The 16,476-nt window shown below is 69.7% G+C and carries 16 protein-coding genes and 2 tRNA genes; 5 read left to right on the top strand and 13 right to left on the bottom strand.

Annotated features, from left to right (window positions below; all coding sequences use genetic code 11):
* Positions 1-149 precede the first annotated feature (149 nt).
* Entirely contained in the window at positions 150-461 is a 312-nt protein-coding gene (locus tag HUT06_RS45495; protein ID WP_176194045.1) for a sigma factor-like helix-turn-helix DNA-binding protein, read from the top strand.
* A 67-nt stretch (positions 462-528) separates the two neighbouring features.
* On the top strand, positions 529-2,103 hold the full coding sequence (locus HUT06_RS01535) for a tyrosine-type recombinase/integrase (RefSeq protein WP_176194046.1): 1,575 nt from the start codon (positions 529-531) through the stop codon (positions 2,101-2,103).
* A gap of 165 nt (positions 2,104-2,268) precedes the next feature.
* On the opposite strand, the gene HUT06_RS01540 is transcribed toward HUT06_RS01535, so the two are convergent.
* Together HUT06_RS01540 and HUT06_RS01545 are read right to left on the bottom strand one after the other, a co-directional pair.
* A tRNA-Ser gene (locus HUT06_RS01540) sits at positions 2,269-2,357 on the bottom strand.
* Between the two features lie 139 nt (positions 2,358-2,496).
* The gene (locus tag HUT06_RS01545; RefSeq protein ID WP_176194047.1) at positions 2,497-2,928 is read right to left on the bottom strand and encodes a hypothetical protein; all 432 of its coding nucleotides are present in this window, start codon (positions 2,926-2,928) and stop codon (positions 2,497-2,499) included.
* Between the two features lie 191 nt (positions 2,929-3,119).
* Here HUT06_RS01545 and HUT06_RS01550 point away from each other — a divergent pair.
* A tRNA-Arg gene (locus HUT06_RS01550) sits at positions 3,120-3,192 on the top strand.
* Between the two features lie 72 nt (positions 3,193-3,264).
* Here HUT06_RS01550 and HUT06_RS01555 read toward each other — a convergent pair.
* Together HUT06_RS01555 and HUT06_RS01560 are read right to left on the bottom strand one after the other, a co-directional pair.
* On the bottom strand, positions 3,265-3,411 hold the full coding sequence (locus HUT06_RS01555; RefSeq protein ID WP_254715716.1) for a hypothetical protein: 147 nt from the start codon (positions 3,409-3,411) through the stop codon (positions 3,265-3,267).
* A gap of 636 nt (positions 3,412-4,047) precedes the next feature.
* Positions 4,048-4,482: an Rrf2 family transcriptional regulator gene (locus tag HUT06_RS01560; RefSeq protein ID WP_176194048.1), complete on the bottom strand. Its 435-nt coding sequence runs from the start codon at positions 4,480-4,482 to the stop codon at positions 4,048-4,050.
* 124 nt (positions 4,483-4,606) lie between these two features.
* Between HUT06_RS01560 and HUT06_RS01565 the strand changes: the two genes are divergently transcribed.
* Entirely contained in the window at positions 4,607-5,362 is a 756-nt protein-coding gene (locus HUT06_RS01565; RefSeq protein ID WP_176194049.1) for an SDR family NAD(P)-dependent oxidoreductase, read from the top strand.
* A 928-nt stretch (positions 5,363-6,290) separates the two neighbouring features.
* Here the strand turns inward: HUT06_RS01565 and HUT06_RS01570 are convergent.
* From HUT06_RS01570 to HUT06_RS01605, 8 genes are all read right to left on the bottom strand, one after another.
* Entirely contained in the window at positions 6,291-6,740 is a 450-nt protein-coding gene (locus HUT06_RS01570) for a hypothetical protein (RefSeq protein WP_217711142.1), read from the bottom strand.
* 180 nt (positions 6,741-6,920) lie between these two features.
* Positions 6,921-7,556 carry an acetate uptake transporter gene (locus HUT06_RS01575; RefSeq protein WP_176194050.1) on the bottom strand — a complete coding sequence of 212 codons (636 nt, stop codon included), beginning with the start codon at positions 7,554-7,556 and terminating at the stop codon, positions 6,921-6,923.
* Between the two features lie 521 nt (positions 7,557-8,077).
* Positions 8,078-8,935, bottom strand: coding sequence for an SDR family NAD(P)-dependent oxidoreductase (locus HUT06_RS01580; protein ID WP_176194051.1), 858 nt, complete (start codon positions 8,933-8,935; stop codon positions 8,078-8,080).
* Entirely contained in the window at positions 8,926-9,909 is a 984-nt protein-coding gene (locus HUT06_RS01585) for an alpha/beta hydrolase (RefSeq protein WP_176194052.1), read from the bottom strand. The genes HUT06_RS01580 and HUT06_RS01585 overlap by 10 nt, the downstream gene beginning before the upstream one ends.
* Positions 9,910-9,988: 79 nt before the next feature.
* Positions 9,989-11,341: a HAMP domain-containing sensor histidine kinase gene (locus HUT06_RS01590; protein ID WP_176194053.1), complete on the bottom strand. Its 1,353-nt coding sequence runs from the start codon at positions 11,339-11,341 to the stop codon at positions 9,989-9,991.
* On the bottom strand, positions 11,338-12,027 hold the full coding sequence (locus HUT06_RS01595; protein WP_176194054.1) for a response regulator transcription factor: 690 nt from the start codon (positions 12,025-12,027) through the stop codon (positions 11,338-11,340). Before HUT06_RS01595 ends, HUT06_RS01590 begins: the two co-directional genes overlap by 4 nt.
* Positions 12,028-12,095: 68 nt before the next feature.
* Complete coding sequence (locus tag HUT06_RS01600; protein WP_176194055.1) at positions 12,096-12,560, bottom strand: DUF5666 domain-containing protein; 465 nt, start codon at positions 12,558-12,560, stop codon at positions 12,096-12,098.
* A 64-nt stretch (positions 12,561-12,624) separates the two neighbouring features.
* The gene (locus tag HUT06_RS01605) at positions 12,625-13,215 is read right to left on the bottom strand and encodes a TetR/AcrR family transcriptional regulator (RefSeq protein ID WP_176194056.1); all 591 of its coding nucleotides are present in this window, start codon (positions 13,213-13,215) and stop codon (positions 12,625-12,627) included.
* Positions 13,216-13,273: 58 nt separating this feature from the next.
* Here HUT06_RS01605 and HUT06_RS01610 point away from each other — a divergent pair, with 58 nt between their 5' ends.
* Positions 13,274-14,623 (top strand): flavin monoamine oxidase family protein, encoded by a 1,350-nt coding sequence (locus HUT06_RS01610; RefSeq protein WP_176194057.1) that lies wholly within the window; start codon positions 13,274-13,276, stop codon positions 14,621-14,623.
* Here the strand turns inward: HUT06_RS01610 and recQ are convergent.
* Positions 14,620-16,449: a DNA helicase RecQ gene (recQ, locus tag HUT06_RS01615; protein WP_176194058.1), complete on the bottom strand. Its 1,830-nt coding sequence runs from the start codon at positions 16,447-16,449 to the stop codon at positions 14,620-14,622. The two genes, HUT06_RS01610 and recQ, sit on opposite strands and share 4 nt — an antisense overlap.
* Between the last annotated feature and the right edge of the window lie 27 nt (positions 16,450-16,476).

Genomic DNA, 16,476 nt, shown 5'->3' on the forward strand with positions numbered 1-16,476 from the left:
GCGACCCGGATAGCGGTGGCATGTCCTGGAAGGACGCTCGCCCCGGGATGGCGATGAAGCTCGGCATCCCGGGGACGGGGCGCTGATCTCGGTGTTACTGCAAGGCACTCCTTGCAAAGATCTACCCACCTGTAGTTGACTCTCCGTGAGTGAGTGATGGCAGATCGAAGGTCTGCGATGAGCTCCCCAAGCGCCCGCAAGAGCGCCTTGAACAGCTGGCTGATGAACCAACTGGCCGAAGGCCAACTGGACTCCGAGGCCTCAAACCGCTACCTCCTGCGCGTGTCTCGGAGCCTCTCGCCACCCTCGCCCGTGAGGTCATCGGGGGCCTTGCCGCCGTCCGGCGGGAAGCGTTCCGCGAAGCCCGTGCCGACGGCCTCACGCTCACGGAGATCGCCGACGAACTCGGCGTGAGTGTTCAAGCGGTGTCCCAGGTGCTGAGAAGACGGCCTCACGACTAGAGCGGTGTCCGTCAAGCCGTCTCACACCTCCGATACCACGGAAGCAAGCGCTCCTGGAGGAGAAGACATGCGAGGCACGACCTACAAACGCTGCGGCTGCCGCAATCTCGAAACCGGCGAAAAGTACCCCACGGGCAAGTGCCCGAAGCTGGTCAACCGGAACCACGGCGCATGGTGGGCGCGTTACGACGCGCCCGCAGGAAGCAGCGGCCGACGAAGACAACCGACCGTCGGCCCGTTCAAGACCAGGAAGGCCGCACAGCAGGCACTCATGGAAGAGCTCGGGAAGTCCGAAATCCATGGACGGCAGCTCGATCGAAACCTGAAGACGGGCGCATACCTGGAGAAAATCTGGCTTCCGGCCAAGAAGGAGAGCCTGTCAAGCTCGACATTCGCGGACTATGCGGAGATCGTCCAGCTCTACCTGGTGCCCGGCTTGGGGCACCTCAAGCTGGTCGACCTGAGGGACAAGCACGTGATCGACCTGTATGAGGCGATCCTGCAGATCAACCGCCCGCTTCCAGAGGGAGACAAGCCCAGTGAGCTGCTCAGACGCCTCCTTGAAGTCCGGGCGTACTCGACGAGACCGCTGAAGGTCGGTGAGGCTCCACGCCGCAAACAGACCAAACCTATCTCCCCGACACGGGTGAAGAAGATCCATGCGGTCCTGCTCTCCGCTCTGAACTGGGCGGTGAAGTCCAAGCGCCTGAGGGAGAACCCGATCGCGCACGTAGAACCACCTCGCGTCAAAGGAAGGCGGGTGAAGCCGCTCGTCTGGACGGCCGAACGTGTCGAACGGTGGCAGGAGACTGGGAAGGTGCTTGGGCCGGTGATGGTCTGGACACCCGCCCAGACGGGAGCCTTCCTCGACTTCATCGCGGACGAGCGGTTGTATGCCCTCTTCCATCTGGTCGCCTTCCGCGGGCTGCGTCGTGCCGAGGTCGCGGGGCTGGCGTGGGCGGACACCGATCTGCAGGGCGCGGGCACGCTGACTGTCCGCGAGACGAGCCCTGATTCCGAGACCCAGGCGGACGAGTACGACGACACCAAGTCCGAGGCCGGTGAGCGCACCGTGGCGCTGGACGAGGCGACCATCGCGGTTCTGCTGGACTGGAGGACCCGTCAGGAACGTGAAAGGTCCGTCGCCGGCCCCGAAGTATGGGTGGACTCCGGACGGGTCTTCACCCGTGAGGACGGAACCCGGCTGCGTCCGCAGTGGATCTCCACACGGTTCGAGGACCTGATCAGGAAGTACGGACTCGTCCAGCACAGGCACTCCGAAGAGGGCTGGTCCGTCGACAGGATCTCCCGTCACCACCGAACCTCCGTGCGCGCCGTCCAGGTGGTGATCGGAGGTGAGCCTCTGCCGCCGATTCGCTTCCACGATCTACGGCACGGAGCGGCGACGCTCGCCCTGCTGGGCAACGTCAACATGAAAGTGATCAGCGAGACGCTCGGCCATGCCCGGCACTCGTTCACCGCCGACACCTACACCTCGGTGCTTCCAGAGGTGTCCCGGGCGGCGGCAGAGGCCGTGGCTGCGGTCGTACCGCGCCGACCTCAGCCGGAGACACCTGCTGCAGCCGCCAACGTGATCTCATTCGCGGACCGCCGCAACAGGCGCGGCAAACACGCAGGGTAACCAAGCCCGAGAGCGGCGGCACCCGGCCTCAGACGGGCACAAGCGCACTCCGCCGACGTCCCGTGCACACCATGTGCACACCGGGCGCGGAAAAACGGACATCCCGGAAAGCGACAGGGACTTCGTCCGGATCGAGATCTTGGACGAAGTCCCTGGTCAGAGAGGCGGAGGATCGGGGATTTGAACCCCGGATGGGCGTGAACCCAAACCGCATTAGCAGTGCGGCGCCATAGACCGGACTAGGCGAATCCTCCAGGAGCCCTCGGGCTCAGGACAGGCTACCGGTTCGGCGAGCCAACCGGCAAAGCCTGCGTCCCGTGGCTCCAGCAGCATAATGCGTGACGGCCGCGGACGTGCCGCTCCCGGGGCCGCGGGAGCGAGGCGTCGGCAGGGTTACCCCAGGCGGAACCCGTTGAAGCCGCAGGCCTCGGCCAGGTCGTTGCCGTGCCGCTGCATGGCGGCGGTGTCGGGCCGGCCGATGGACGAGGTGTTGCCGGAGCTCAGCTTCCGCAGCATCTCGGCCGTCTTGTCGAGGTCGCCCGCGAACGCGGTCGCGGCGGTTTCGACGTCGCCGCCGGCGCTCTGGCCCTCCGAGCGGACCTTGGCGGCCGTGTCCGAGAACTTCTGGGCGGTCGAGGACGCGCCGCTCGGCGAGGTCATGGACATGCCACCGGTGGAGAAGCTCCGCAGCTCCGACTCGATGTTCTTGCAGGCGGTCGTCTTCTTCCCGCCGGCGATGGCGTCGATGGCGCCGCATCCCGTAGAGCCGAGCATCAGGCCACCGACGGCGAGGGCGCCGACCAGCTTGGTGGCGGACATGCGCATGGGGTTTCTCCTTCAGGGGGTTGGGCTTCGGGCGGGAACGGGGACATCCCAGGTCACTCCCGCCTCGATCACCCCTTTGGCGTATCACCGCCACGATGGGTTCCGTGACTCAAGTCACAGATCCGTGACCTCTCATCCACCAACCGATTCGCGGACAGGTCCGTGGAGCCGGTACAGTTGGGATGCGTCAGGCACCCGTAGCTCAACGGATAGAGCATCTGACTACGGATCAGAAGGTTAGGGGTTCGAATCCCTTCGGGTGCGCCCAGGTCAAAGCCCCCTTGCGATCTTCCGCAAGGGGGCTTTGCTAACGGTCTTGCTAACAGGGCATCTGATCTAGGCGGCGTTCTCCACACGCTTGGCGAAGATCTCGGCCGCCTCCACGAGCTGCTCATTGATGACGTGTGCGTAGACCCGGAGCGTGATGGACGGGTCAGCGTGCCCGAGCCGCGCGGCCACCACGTGGACGGGGACGCCCGCCAGGAGGAGGGTCGTCGCGTGGATGTGGCGGAGGTCGTGAAGTCGCGCGTGCGGGAGCAGTTCGGCCGGTGACGTCCCGTCCTTGGGTGCGTTGTGGAGCTTGGTCAGGGACGCACCCGGCAGTCCCCCTGCCAGGCGGCGACCGCTTACTCTCCGCCCCCGACGTCCGCCAACTACGCGACGAGATCACCAACGCCAGGGCACACGCATGGCACCCGAGGTGAACCCCACCGACCACCACCCGCACCACCATGCAATGCCCCGCGAGCTGCCTGGGCGTCCACACAGTCGGAGACTTGGTCAACCTCCTGGCGACCACGACCCGCGCCGTCCTACCGGAGACCTACTCCAGCACCCGCCCCGACCCCGACGAGCCCGAGGAGCACACCACACGCTGCCTGCTCTCATGCCTGAACCTGTCAACCAGGGCAGCCAACGCCCTGTGCTGCAACAGCCCCCAGACCCCGGACGATCGGCGACCTGGTCCGCATAATCCGCAGCGGCCAACTCCCACACGTCCGCAACATCGGCCGCCGCACCCTCACCGAGATCCACACCGCCTGAGCTTCCCCCCATTTCACGGACACCCGATCTGAGTTGAGCTTGAGATCTTGGTGATGTCAGGGCGCAATGGGGTGGTTAGCGAGGTGCCGCGAGTACGTCCCGCAGTACGTGCGCGAGCGTGACGCGGGCCAGCTCGTGTCTCACGGTATCCTCGATGCCCTCGTAGATGCTCTGCATTGCCGGCTGGATGCCGTGACCCACCACACATCCCTGGTCCGGGGTGGTGCGGTGCATTGCGAACAGCGGCCCGGGTTCCACTGCCTCGTACACGTCGAGCAGGGTCATCGACTCCAGCTCGCGTGCCAGCGACCAGCCCGCGCCCACGCCCCGCCGGGACTCCACGAGCCCGGCCCTGCGCAGCTCGCCGAGCAGTCGTCTGATCACCACGGGGTTGGTGTTCGCGCTGGTCGCGATCTGCTCTGAGGTGGCGACCTCATGGCCCTGGCGCTGGTAGAGGCCGATCCAGGCCAGCGCGTGGGCGGCGATGGTCAGCCTGCTGTTGGCGCTCATGGGCTCCTCCTCTCGGCCACAACGCTTCATGTTACGGCAGTCGTAACAGGGAAGGTTGCAACGGGTTGTCGTAACAATTAATGTTGCGACTGTCGGAAAGGGATCAATCAACGAGGTGAGAAGAATGAGCAGGCCACTCACGGGCAAGGTCGCCCTGGTCACCGGGGGATCGCGCGGACTGGGAGCCGCGACCGTACGGCTGCTGGCCGAGCAGGGCGCCGACGTCGCCTTCACCTACGTCAGCTCCGAGAAGCAGGCGCAGGCCGTCGTCGACGAGGTGCACGGCAAGGGAGCGAAGGCCGTCGCCTTCAAGTCCGACCAGGCGGACACGAGCCGGGCGCCGGCGCTGATCAACGACGTGGTCGCGCACTTCGGCGGCCTGGACATCCTCGTCAACAACGCGGCGATCTCGGTGGAGCAGGGCCGCACGGTGGACGACCCGGACGCCGACACCGCCGCACTGGACCGGATGCACGCCACCAACTACCTCGGCGTGATCGCCGTCATCCGGGCCGCCTCCCGAGTGCTGCGCACGGGCGGCCGCATCATCACGGTGAGTTCCGGACTGGGCTCCCGGGTCGGCGTCCCGGGCGTTGCCGACTACTCGGCGACCAAGTCAGGCATCGAGAGGTACACCATGGGGGTCGCACGGGACCTCGGGCCCCGCGACATCACGGCCAACGTCGTGGAAGCCGGGCTGATGGACAGCGGCATGCAACCGCCGGACCCCGACACCCTCAAGGCCCTGCTCAGCTCGCTGTCCCTGCAACGCATGGGGCACCCCGACGAAATCGCCGCGGCGATCGCCTTCCTGGCGAGCCCCGCCGCGTCGTACGTCACGGGCGCGGTGCTGGACGCCCACGGCGGCTACAACGCCTGAACCCGAACCCCTGCCGCGTGCCCCGAAGGACATCGCGTCTTCGGGGCGCGCACCGCCGACGACCCGCGTGTGCGTGGACACGCCTCAAGAAGCCCGGATCGTGATCGTGTTACGAGCTCTAAGCGAGTAGGTCGACATCTACGAGCCCTCTCGCCTCGTCGGGTTGGACGTGCGCGAAGGGGGGCCGCGCGACCCTCAGCCCCCCGCGGGCCGGAGGGCACGCCCGCGCGAATCCGTCTGTCACAGCGTCTCGCCGTTCGCGCGGGCGCACCCTCCGGGACGGGGGTGGGTGCTAACGCGCTTGCTGACAACGAGGTCGGATGACCTTGGACGGGCGGGAGGTCGCCGCGCTGGCCAGGAGACACCGGGAGACATGCCTGGACCGCCGTGATCTTGCTACGGATCAGAAGGTCAGGGGTCCGAATCCCTTCGGGTGCGCACCAGGTCAGAGCCCCCTTGCGATCGTGCAAGGGGGCTTTTGCGTGCGCCATGGGAGCCGTGAGCACCCGGTCGGGCCTCGAAGAGGGCGCGGCTCAGCGACTCAGCCGCTCTCGGTGAGCAGATGCCCATGGACGTCCTTTGTGGTCGCGATGGACGTGTGTCCGCGGATCGTCGGAGACGGCGTGGGACGGCGTCCATTGCGCCAGCATCTGCGAGGTTCCCGAGTGGCGCAGCTTATGCGGATGCCAGTGGCCGAGGCCCGCCCGCTCGGCCGGCTTGGAGAAAGCGTCCATGGGAGTGTCGACGAGATGCGGAGTCAGGACGAGCGTCCGGCATTCGTCTCCCCGGCCGTGAGCCTTCCTGCCGCTCGGGGGCGTACGGTCGCTTGCGGATCACGGTAAGTGGCCGCTGGGTTGGATGGGTGCTGGTTTCAAGATCGTGGGCCGATGTCTTCCCCAGTGGCGGCGACCGCTGTCTCTTGCAGCGATCAAGGGCTGGATGTGAGGGCAGCCGCCTCGCGCACTGCGCGTTCGTAGTGGTTCCGTTGGAATGTGAAGGGGCCGAAGCTTCCGTAGTCGCGCGTGGGGCGGTGGGGCTGAGCAAACCCTTGCCAGGTCACCAGGTCGTCATCAATGAGCACGCGCGCTTCAAGCGGCCAGCAGCCGACCTCGCCGCAGTCACAGCCGAGAAAGGCGATCGCGCCGCGCTTCGTCCAGTAGGTGGAGTCCGGTCGTCCCATGAGGTAGGCGGTCAGGTCGCCGAAGTTGAAGTAATCGAGCACGATCCCGGCGTATGCGCCAGGTGCGTCATGGCCGGCGGCGTGCTCGAAGCCGGAGACGAGGTCCACAAGGCTGACGTTGTCGATGTACGGCAGGAGTTCGCGTGCGGGGGCAGGGCCGTCCCCCCAAGGCCGAACATCGAAACGGACCTTGCGCATGAGCGGCGAAGTTGGCATGGAGCAAGTTTGCCGCTGGTTCCCGAGATCCGGTGAAGCGCTGATCGGCGTGCGGGGCAGGTTGCGATCGGCGGCCGCGGTTTTGTACGTCCCAGGCTGCGGTGGGTGGACGGGCTCCGCGTGGCGGCGCCCCCGCCTTGGGGGGCGGGGGCGCCGGGGTGGTCAGCGGGGGTGGGGGCCGGCGCTTGGGGCCAGGTGGGTGAACAAGGGGCGGCCTACGCCCAGGAACGTGCGGCCCAGCATGCCGTTGATGATGCCGGCGGCGGAGGCGTACCAGGCGCAGATGGCGGTGAGGATGCCGATGTAGCCGCCGATCTTGATGGTGGTCTCGCTGCCGGCGAAGTTGCCGATGAACAGGATGATCTCCGTGGCCTCCAGGGCGACGAACACCGCGAGGACGGCCTGGTTGACCTGCGTGGCCCACAGCATCATGTAGGTGTTGAAGATCGCGAAGGCCAGCAGGATCCAGCCGAGGTCGTTGGCCTCCTGGGCGGGGGTCGTGCCGCCGGCGACGAGGACGACGTACAGTCCGAGGCCGATCCAGAAGCCGCCGTACGAGGAGAAGGCCGTCGCGCCGAACACGTTGCGGTTGCGGAACTCCCACATGCCCGCCAGGAGCTGGACGAGACCGCCGTAGCCGAGGGCGTAGCCGAGCCAGGCGTCGGTGCCGTCGGTCCAGGCGGCGTTCTTGGCGGACAGCAGGAACGTGGTCAGGGCGAAGGCCGCGAGGCCCAGGGGCGCCGGGTCGGCGACCGCCGGCGGTGTCTGCGGGGTGGACTCTTGCTCGACGTGGGTCATGGTGCCTCCCTGGTGGAGTCCCATCGCCGTGTCTCGCTCGGTCTCGGGTGGGCCGGGCAGGGATGGACGAAGGAATGCGACAGCGGACGTCGGGGATGGCCGCACCGCCGCGAACGGGACTGGCGTCGTCCCATAGTGATCCGACCTCACCGTCATGCCAGGCATCCGGCGCGATTCGGACGGCGTCAGATGCGTCCTGAACTGCGGGGACCGTTATCTGGGAGCGGTCCCCGTTTCGGATGATAACTCCCGCGAGCCGTCCGGTCAGGACCCGGTTCACGGGATATTCCCGACCTATCGCCACAAACTTAGCTGGTCAAAGTTGAATTGGCGGGGTGTGGGCGCTTCGGGGGAGTGAGGACGTGACTGGCTTGGTGGGTGGATTGCTTTCTTGTGGTCGTGCGGCCACGTTTGGCGGGTGTGGTCTTGGTCCTGGGTGACCCGCATTTAAGTTAGTAATGCGAATAATCGGCAAGACGTAGTAAACACGTGACCGGGGTGGGTGGAGCTGAAAGGGATGCCTAATCGACCACGGCGTCGCTGTAGGTCGGCGTGTCGCCCAGCATGGCGCGGTGGGAGCGGGGCCGGTTGCCGTCGATGTCGGTGACGCCCAGCTCCGCGCCGAGTTCGGCGCCGATGAGCACCTGACCGGTCCAGCGCATCCGGTCGGGGTGCCGGGCGAGGGCGTCGATCACCCGTCCGCTGAACTCCGGGGACTCCGCGCCCGCGGCGAACGACTGGTAGCGGTCGGGGACGCCCTCGAAGAGCGCCTTGTTGCGCTCGGTTTTGAGGAGGCCCATCCAGAGCGAGACGGCGGCGACGTTGTAGGGCTTGAAGTCCACGGCCATGTCGTGGGCCATCTTGTCGACGGCGGCCTTGCCTGCGCCGTAGGCGGGGCCGTGCATGTAGCAGCGGCCGCCGAAGGACGAGGTGTTGACGACGAGGCCCGCGTTGTTCTTGACGAGCAGCGGGGCGGCGTAGTAGCTCGCCACGTAGGCCGACCGCATTCCGACGTCGAACATGCTCTGGAGCGCCAGCGGCTTCTCCCAGAAGGGGCCCTTGCTGGCCAGGCCGTCGGGGATCGTGAAGGCGTTGTTGACGAGGACGTCCAACGCCCCCGACTCCCGCTCGACCTGCTTGAACAGGGCCTCGACCTGGGCGTCGTCGGAGTGGTCGCAGATCACCGGGACGCCGGTGCCGCCGCGCTCGGTGATCTCCTTCGCGGTGGCGAGGACCGTCCCGGGCAGGTCGGACTCGGTGCGCGTCCGTCCGGTCACGTAGACCGTCGCGCCGGTCTCCCCGAGGGCCAGCGCGATTCCCTTTCCGGCGCCGCGGCTCGCCCCGGTGACGACCGCGACGCGGTTCTCGGTCAGACCCATTCGTTCCTCCCCGCCGCGAGGAATTCGAGCATCGCCGCGGTCGTCTCGCCGGATTTCTCCATCTGCATCATGTGCCCGGCCTTTTTGATCATCCGGACCGCTCGCAGATCGTCGTAGTGGTCGCCGAGGTGGTTCAGCGGGTCGTCGCCGTGCCACGCCTCCAGGTCGACGTCCTGCTCGCTTCCGATGAAATAGAAGGGGACGGGGTTCTTCTTCCGTCCCGCATACGGCTTCCGGTACTCCCAGGAAAGGTCCATGGCGCGGTACCAGTTCAGTCCGCCGGTGAAGCCGCTGCGGCTGTAGTCGGCGACGTAGAACTCCAGTTCCGTTTCCGTCAGCCATGTCCAGGGGAGGGGCGGTGTTTCCGGAAGGGCGTCGATATAGGTCGTCCCGGACGGCTTCCGCCAGACGTCGAGGTAGTGGTAATCGCTGGAAAGCGCGTAGAAGAGCTTGCGCAGGAATGCGCGGGGCGCGGCGGCTAGGTCGCGGTCGGCGGCGCCGGGCTCGGCGGTGAAGTAGTTGATGTGGTTGAAGTGCTTGCGGCCCTGCCGGGCGGCGATCGCCAGCGGCGGCTCGGCGGACGGCGTGATGAACGGGTTCTCCAGCCCGATGATCGCCGCGATCCGCTCGGGGTGGTGGTAGGCGAGGTCGTAGGCGGCGAACAGGCCGAAGTCGAGGCCGCTGAACACCGCCTTCTCCGCGCCCAGGTGGTCGAGCAGGCCGGTCACGTCGGCGACGATGCGGTCCGGGACGTACTCGCGGTGGTCGGACGGCCCGCTGGTCTGCCCCATGCCGCGCATGTCGGGCGCCACGACGCGGAATCCGGCGTCCGCGATCGGGCCGATCTGGTGCCGCCAGCTGAACCAGGTGTGCGGGAAGCCGTGCAGCAGGACGACGAGCGGCCCGGTTCCCTGCTCGACGTAGTGGACGTCGAGGCCGTTGATCTTCGCGTACCGATGACTCCAGCCGGCCATGCGCGGTTCCTTACGGGACGAGGCCATCCGACGATCGACTGTGCTGGACGCCGCCGCCCCCGACACCCGCCTGTCCCGCTCAGTGGGAGCGCCGGCCGTCCGCCACGGGGAACGTGACGCGGACGGTCGTGCCGGCGCCGGGGGCGGAGCGGAGTTCGGCGCGGCCGCCGTGGGCGGCGGCGATGGCGGCGACGATGGGGAGGCCGAGGCCGGTTCCGGCCGTGCCCTGGCCCGCGCGGTGGAAGCGTTCGAACGCGCGGGCGGCGTCCTCCGCCGACATGCCGGGCCCCTCGTCCGCCACCTCGATCAGGCCCGGGGCCAGACGGACGGTCGTAGGCGTCCCGGGGGGTGTGTGGGCGCGGACGTTGGCCAACAGGTTCGCCAGTACCTGCCGTATGCGCGCCTCGTCGACGTTCGCGACCAGGGTCTCGGGGGCGTCCAGCGTGAGGGGACGGTCGGGTTCGGCGGCGGCCGCGTCCGCGACGGCGTCCCGCGCCAGGGCCGCCAGGTCCGTCGGGACGGGCTGCAGGGACGTCTCGCGGTCCAGCCGGGCGAGCTCCAGCAGGTCGGTGACCAGGTCGTTCATGCGGCGGGCCTCGCCCTCGATGCGGCGCATCGCGTCCGGCAGCTCGGCGGGGCCGAGGGCGCCGTGCCGGTACAGCTCCGCGTAGCCCTGGATGGTCGTCAGCGGGGTGCGCAGCTCGTGGGACGCGTCGGCGGCGAACTCGCGGACCCGGGCCTCGGAGCGGCTGCGCGCCCAGAACGCCTGCTCGATCCGCTCCAGCATCACGTTGATGGCGGCGGCGAGCCGGGCGGCCTCGGTGCGGTCGCCGGGGCCGGGCATGCGGGCGCGCAGGTCGCCGCCGACGGTGATGGCGTGCGCGGTGGCGGCCATCCGGTCGAGCGGCAGCAGGCCGCGGCGGATGAGCCACCGGCCGAGCACGATCAGCGCGGCGAGCAGCAGCGCGGCCGTCGCGACCTCCGACAGCACCAGGTTCCGGACGGCCGAGTGGATCTCCGCGAGCGGCGCCGCGACGACGACGATGCCGTTCCGCCACGGGCGCGCGACGGCCCGCAGGCCCGGCAGGGAGAACGGTTCGAGGCCGCGGGCGCGGGCGGCCAGCTCGTCCGGGCCGAGCTTCTCGATCGCGGTGACGGCCGACGCCGGGTCCGGGACGTCGCCGCTGAGGACCCGGACCCGTCCCGTCCGCCCGACGGCCAGCACCACGAACTGCGCGGGGGCGGCCCCCTGCTCGGGCAGGCCGGGGCGCAGCAGCCGCGTCACGGCGCGGTCGCGGGTGGCCTGGAGCTGCTCGTCCACCCGGTGCATCAGGTAGCCGTTCAGGACGAGCGCGCTGACCGCGCCCATGATCGCGAGCCCGGCGGTCGTGACGGCGAGGAGGCCGGCCAGCAGCCGGGCGTTGAGCGTCATGGCCGCAGCGAGTAGCCGATGCCGCGCCGGGTGTGGATCAGCGGCCCGCCGAGCGGGTCGAGCTTGCGGCGCAGGTAGCTGATGTAGGTCTCGACGACCTGCGGGTTGCCGTGGTCCCAGCCCCACACGCCGGCGAGCAGCTGCCCGCGCGACAGGACGGCGCCCGCGTTGCGCATCAGGTAGGCGAGCAGGCGGAACTCGGTCGGGGACAGGTCGACGTCGACGCCGCCGCGGCGGACCGTCCAGTGGGCCTCGTCGAGTTCGAGGTCGGCGACCCGCAGGACGGTGCCCGCGTCCACCGGGGACCGGGGCGGGGCGACCCGGCGCAGCACGGCCCGCACCCGCGCGATCAGCGCCTCGATCGAGAATGGCTTGGTGACGTAGTCGTCGCCGCCGAGGGTGAGGCCGGTGACCGTGTCGGACGGCGTGTCCTTCGCGGTCAGGAAGATCACCGGGACCTGGTCGCCGTCGGCGCGGAGCCGCCGGCACACCTCGAAGCCGTCGACGCCGGGGAGCATGACGTCCAGCAGCACGAGGTCGGGCCGCTCGCGGCGGGCCGCGCGCAGCGCCTCCTCGCCGGTGGCGGCGGTGACGGTCGCGAAGCCGTGGAAGCGCAGCGCGACCTCGATCAGGTCGCGGATGTTGGCCTCGTCGTCCACGACGAGCACCCGCCGGCTCTCGCTCATCGCCCCCTCTTCGCTCCGCGCGCGCAGACGAACCTTCCGTCAGAAGGTACCGTCCGACTCCTGCGGCGCTAGCGGTGCTTGGGGACGCGGATCAGGCGGGCCGTGCGGGTGCTCCCGGAGCGTTCGCCGGCGACGAGCACCTGGTCGCCGTTGGCGAGGGCCTTGAGGGCGGACTTCTCGCCGTCCTTGCGGACGCGGGTGTCGCCGTTGGCCGCCCACGTCCAGGAGACGCCGTCCTCGCTGCGGACGGTGACGCCGCCGGACGACACGGACGTGATCTTGCCGCGCTGCCAGGTCGCGAGGTGGAAGCCGTCCTTGCGCTTGACGGTCGCCTCGCCGTGGACGCCGCGGAAGGCGCGCGCGTGCCGGAAGGGGTGGCGCTTACCCGGATGGTCCTTGCCGGGACGGGCGTGGGGCGCGGTGGGGGAGGCGGACGGCGCGGGATCGGCGGCGAAGGCCGGGGCCGCGACGTACAGGCCGAGCCCGAGGAGGCCGGCGGCGCCGGCTCCGGCCGCGATGCTCACGAGTTTCATGCGGCCATGCAATCGGGCGCGCCTGGCAGTAGACCTCCGGGAAGGCTGGGAGAACCCTGGGAGTTCACCGAATGCCGTTCAGCATGCCGCCGATCAGTTGGACGGCCTGCTCGCGGGCCTGCTCGGGGTCGTCCGCGTCCGCGATGGAGAGGGCCAGTTCGGTGAGCGCGCCGTAGAAGGCGGCCGAGGCGAGTCCGACCTGGTGCCGGCCCGACTCGCCGAGGAGGGCCGAGAGGCCGTCTGTGAGGAGGGTGCCGAGGTGGCGCTGGTCGAGTTCGCGCCACCGCCGCCACCCGAGCGCGAGGGGCCCCTGGAGCAGGACGATCTCGCGGTACTCGGGATCCGAGCAGATGTCCAGGAACGCCCGGATTCCGGCCGAGGCCCGTCCCCAGGCGTCGTCGGTGGCGGCGGTCATGGCGGTGCTGATGCGGTCGGCCGCCCGCGCCTCCAGGTCTTCGAAGACGGCCTCGAACAGGCCCTGCTTGCCCGCGAAGTGGTGGTAGAGGGCACCGCGGGTGAGGCCGGCGGCGCGGACGAGCTCCTCGGCGGAGACGTCGGCGAAGCCGCGCTCGGCGAAGAAGCGGCGGCCGGTGTCGAGCAGCGCGGCGCGCGTGCTCGCGACGTACCGCTCGCGCCGGGTCTTGACAGGCTCCATGCGGCATGTATAACACATACAAGATGTATGTCAGATGCGTCGTGCATGGGAGCGGGACATGGCGGACATCGTGGTCATCGGGGCCGGTGTGGCGGGGCTGGTCGCGGCGCGTGACCTCGTCCGGGACGGGCACGACGTCGCGGTCCTGGAGGCCCGCGACCGGGTCGGCGGGCGGCTGCTCAACGGCGAGCTGCCCGGCGGGGAGCCGATCGAGGTCGGCGGCCAATGGGTCGGCCCAGGTCAGGACAGGGTGCTCGCCCTGCTCCGCGAACTCGGCCTGCCCACGTACCCGACGTACGACGAGGGGCGGCACATCGCCGAACTCGGCAGGACGCGCGGCGAGTACACCGGCCGCATCCCCCGGCTGTCGCCGCTGGCGCTCGCCGACATCGCGCAGAGCCAGCTGCAGATCGCCCGCCTGGTGCGCGGCATCCCCGTGGACGAGCCGTGGGCCGCGCGGCGCGCGGCCGCGCTGGACGGGCAGACCTTCGAGACGTGGATCCGCCGGAACCTGCGCACGAGCGCGGGCCGCGCGTTCATGCGGCTGATCACGCAGGCCGTCTTCTCCGCCGAGGCGGGCGACATGTCGGCGCTGTGGGCGGGCTTCTACATGGCGTCCGCCGGCGGGCTCGACCCGCTGATCGACACGACCGGCGGCGCCCAGCAGGACCGCGTCTCCGGCGGCTCCCAGCGGATCGCGCTCGCGTTGGCGGACGAGCTGGGCGACCGCGTCGCGCTGAACTCCCCGGTGACGGGCATCGAGTGGACGGACGGCTCCGTCCGCGTCCGCGCCGGCGGGCGGGAGATCCGGGCGCGGCGCGCGATCATCGCCGTCCCGCCGCCGCTCGCCGCCCGCATCCGGTTCAGCCCCGGCCTGCCGGGCGACCGCGACCAGCTCGTCCAGCGCATGCCGATGGGGCGGGTCATCAAGGTGAACGTCGCCTACGACGAGCCGTTCTGGCGCGCGGACGGGTTCAGCGGCCAGGTCACCAGCGACCGCCGGCCGTTCGGGATCACGTTCGACAACACCCCGGAGGGCGGGGCGCCGGGCGTCCTCGTGGGCTTCCTCGAAGGACGGCACGCCGACATCGCCGCCCGCCTGCCCGCCGAGGAGCGCCGCGCCCAGGTCATCGCCGACCTCGCCGCCTACTTCGGCCCGCGCGCCCGCGACCCGATCGCCTACATCGAGCGGGACTGGGCGGAGGAGGAGTACTCCCGGGGCTGCTACGGCGCCTTCGCCACACCCGGGACCCTGACCCGCTACGGCCCGTCCCTCCGCCGCCCGGTCGGCCCCCTGCACTGGGCGGGCACGGAGACGGCGACCCGCTGGGCCGGCTACATCGACGGCGCCGTCGAATCAGGCCACCGCGCCGCCCGCGAAGCCGCTTCCCGACCGGCGGCGGGCTAGTCGGGTGGGGTGAGGGTTTCCAGGACCTGGGTGCCGTATTTGGCGAGTTTGTTCTCGCCTACGCCGTTCACTCGGCCCAGTTCGGTGAGGGTCGTGGGGAGGGCGGTGGCGATCTCGCGCAGGGTGGCGTCGTGGAAGATCACGTAGGCGGGGACGCCCTGCTCCTTGGCGGTCGCGGCGCGCCAGGTGCGGAGGCGCTCGAAGATCGGCATGGCCTCGTCGGGCAGGTCGACCGGGGCCTTCGCGGCCTTGGCGGTCTTCGCCGCCTTCGTGGCGGGGCGTTCGGGTTCGCGGCGCATCATCACTGTGCGCTCGCCGCGCAGGACGTCGCCGCTGGTGTCGGTCTGGAGCAGGGTGCCGTGGTTGCTCTCGACGGCGATGAGGCCCTGCGCGAGGAGCTGGCGGATCACGCCGCGCCACTCGGCCTCGCGCAGGTCGGCGCCGACGCCGAAGGGCTTCAGCGAGTCGTGGTCGAACTGGATGACCTTGGCGCTCTTCTTGCCGAGCAGGATGTCGATGATGTGGCCGGCGCCGAACTTCTGGCGCCGCTCCCGGTCGAGGCGCACGATGACCGACAGGACTTTCTGGGCGGCGACGGTCGCGTCCCAGGTCTCCGGCGGGGTCAGGCAGGTGTCGCAGTTGCCGCAGGGCTCGCCCGACTGGCCGAAGTAGTCGAGGAGCTGGACGCGGCGGCACTCGACCGTCTCGCAGAGGGCGAGCATGGAGTCGAGGTGGATGGCCTGCCGGCGCCGGTGGGCGGCGTCGCCCTCGCCGCCGTCGATCATCTTGCGGAGGTTGACGACGTCCTGGAGGCCGTAGGCGAGCCAGGCGGTGGACGGCAGGCCGTCGCGCCCGGCGCGGCCGGTCTCCTGGTAGTAGCCCTCGACGGACTTGGGCAGGTCGAGGTGGGCGACGAAGCGGACGTCGGGCTTGTCGATGCCCATGCCGAACGCGATCGTCGCGACGATGACGAGGCCGTCCTCGCGCAGGAAGCGCGCCTGGTTCGCGGCGCGGGTCTGCGCGTCGAGGCCCGCGTGGTACGGGAGGGCCTCGATGCCGTTCTCGGTGAGGAACGCGGCGTGCTTCTCGACCGAGTTGCGGGACAGGCAGTAGACGATGCCCGCGTCGCCCTGGTGCTCGGTCTGGAGCAGGCGCAGGAGCTGGCGCTTGGCGTCGGTCTTCGGCTCGATCCGGTACTGGATGTTCGGGCGGTCGAAGCTCGCGATGAAGTGCTTCGCCTGGTCGAGCTGGAGGCGGGCCGCGATCTCCTTGCGGGTGGCCTCGGTCGCGGTGGCGGTGAGGGCGATGCGCGGGACGTCCGGCCAGCGCTCATGCAGGCCGGACAGCATCAGGTAGTCGGGCCGGAAGTCGTGCCCCCACTGCGAGACGCAGTGCGCCTCGTCGATCGCGAAGAGGGAGACGTCGCCGCGGTCGAGGAGGTCGACGGTGGCGCCGAGCCGGAGCCGCTCGGGCGCCAGGTACAGCAGGTCGAGCTCGCCCGCGACGAACTGGGCCTCGACGACGCGGCGCTCGTCCATGTCCTGGGTGGAGTTGAGGAAGCCCGCCTGGACGCCGGCGGTGCGCAGGGCGTCCACCTGGTCCTGCATGAGGGCGATGAGCGGCGAGATCACGATGCCGGTGCCCTTCCGGACCAGCGCCGGGATCTGGTAGCACAGCGACTTCCCGCCGCCGGTCGGCATCAGGACGAGCGCGTCCCCGCCGGCCACGACATGGTCGATGATCTCCCGCTGGCCGTCCCGGAACGTGTCGTAGCCGAACACGCGCCGCAGTGTCTCCAGCGTCTCCGGGATCTCGGGGGAAGTCATCGGCCCATACTATGAACCGCCGCCGAC

The organism is Actinomadura sp. NAK00032, from assembly GCF_013364275.1.
Taxonomy (GTDB): domain Bacteria; phylum Actinomycetota; class Actinomycetes; order Streptosporangiales; family Streptosporangiaceae; genus Spirillospora.

What these genes read in the sequence shown, in the direction of transcription:
- HUT06_RS01535 (WP_176194046.1), top strand. Translation starts at nt 529, where the DNA reads ATGCGAGGCACGACCTACAAACGCTGCGGCTGCCGCAATCTCGAAACC.
- HUT06_RS01545 (WP_176194047.1), bottom strand. Translation starts at nt 2,928, where the DNA reads ATGCGCATGTCCGCCACCAAGCTGGTCGGCGCCCTCGCCGTCGGTGGC.
- HUT06_RS01560 (WP_176194048.1), bottom strand. Translation starts at nt 4,482, where the DNA reads ATGAGCGCCAACAGCAGGCTGACCATCGCCGCCCACGCGCTGGCCTGG.
- HUT06_RS01565 (WP_176194049.1), top strand. Translation starts at nt 4,607, where the DNA reads ATGAGCAGGCCACTCACGGGCAAGGTCGCCCTGGTCACCGGGGGATCG.
- HUT06_RS01570 (WP_217711142.1), bottom strand. Translation starts at nt 6,740, where the DNA reads ATGCGCAAGGTCCGTTTCGATGTTCGGCCTTGGGGGGACGGCCCTGCC.
- HUT06_RS01575 (WP_176194050.1), bottom strand. Translation starts at nt 7,556, where the DNA reads ATGACCCACGTCGAGCAAGAGTCCACCCCGCAGACACCGCCGGCGGTC.
- HUT06_RS01580 (WP_176194051.1), bottom strand. Translation starts at nt 8,935, where the DNA reads ATGGGTCTGACCGAGAACCGCGTCGCGGTCGTCACCGGGGCGAGCCGC.
- HUT06_RS01585 (WP_176194052.1), bottom strand. Translation starts at nt 9,909, where the DNA reads ATGGCCGGCTGGAGTCATCGGTACGCGAAGATCAACGGCCTCGACGTC.
- HUT06_RS01590 (WP_176194053.1), bottom strand. Translation starts at nt 11,341, where the DNA reads ATGACGCTCAACGCCCGGCTGCTGGCCGGCCTCCTCGCCGTCACGACC.
- HUT06_RS01595 (WP_176194054.1), bottom strand. Translation starts at nt 12,027, where the DNA reads ATGAGCGAGAGCCGGCGGGTGCTCGTCGTGGACGACGAGGCCAACATC.
- HUT06_RS01600 (WP_176194055.1), bottom strand. Translation starts at nt 12,560, where the DNA reads ATGAAACTCGTGAGCATCGCGGCCGGAGCCGGCGCCGCCGGCCTCCTC.
- HUT06_RS01605 (WP_176194056.1), bottom strand. Translation starts at nt 13,215, where the DNA reads ATGGAGCCTGTCAAGACCCGGCGCGAGCGGTACGTCGCGAGCACGCGC.
- HUT06_RS01610 (WP_176194057.1), top strand. Translation starts at nt 13,274, where the DNA reads ATGGCGGACATCGTGGTCATCGGGGCCGGTGTGGCGGGGCTGGTCGCG.
- recQ (WP_176194058.1), bottom strand. Translation starts at nt 16,449, where the DNA reads ATGACTTCCCCCGAGATCCCGGAGACGCTGGAGACACTGCGGCGCGTG.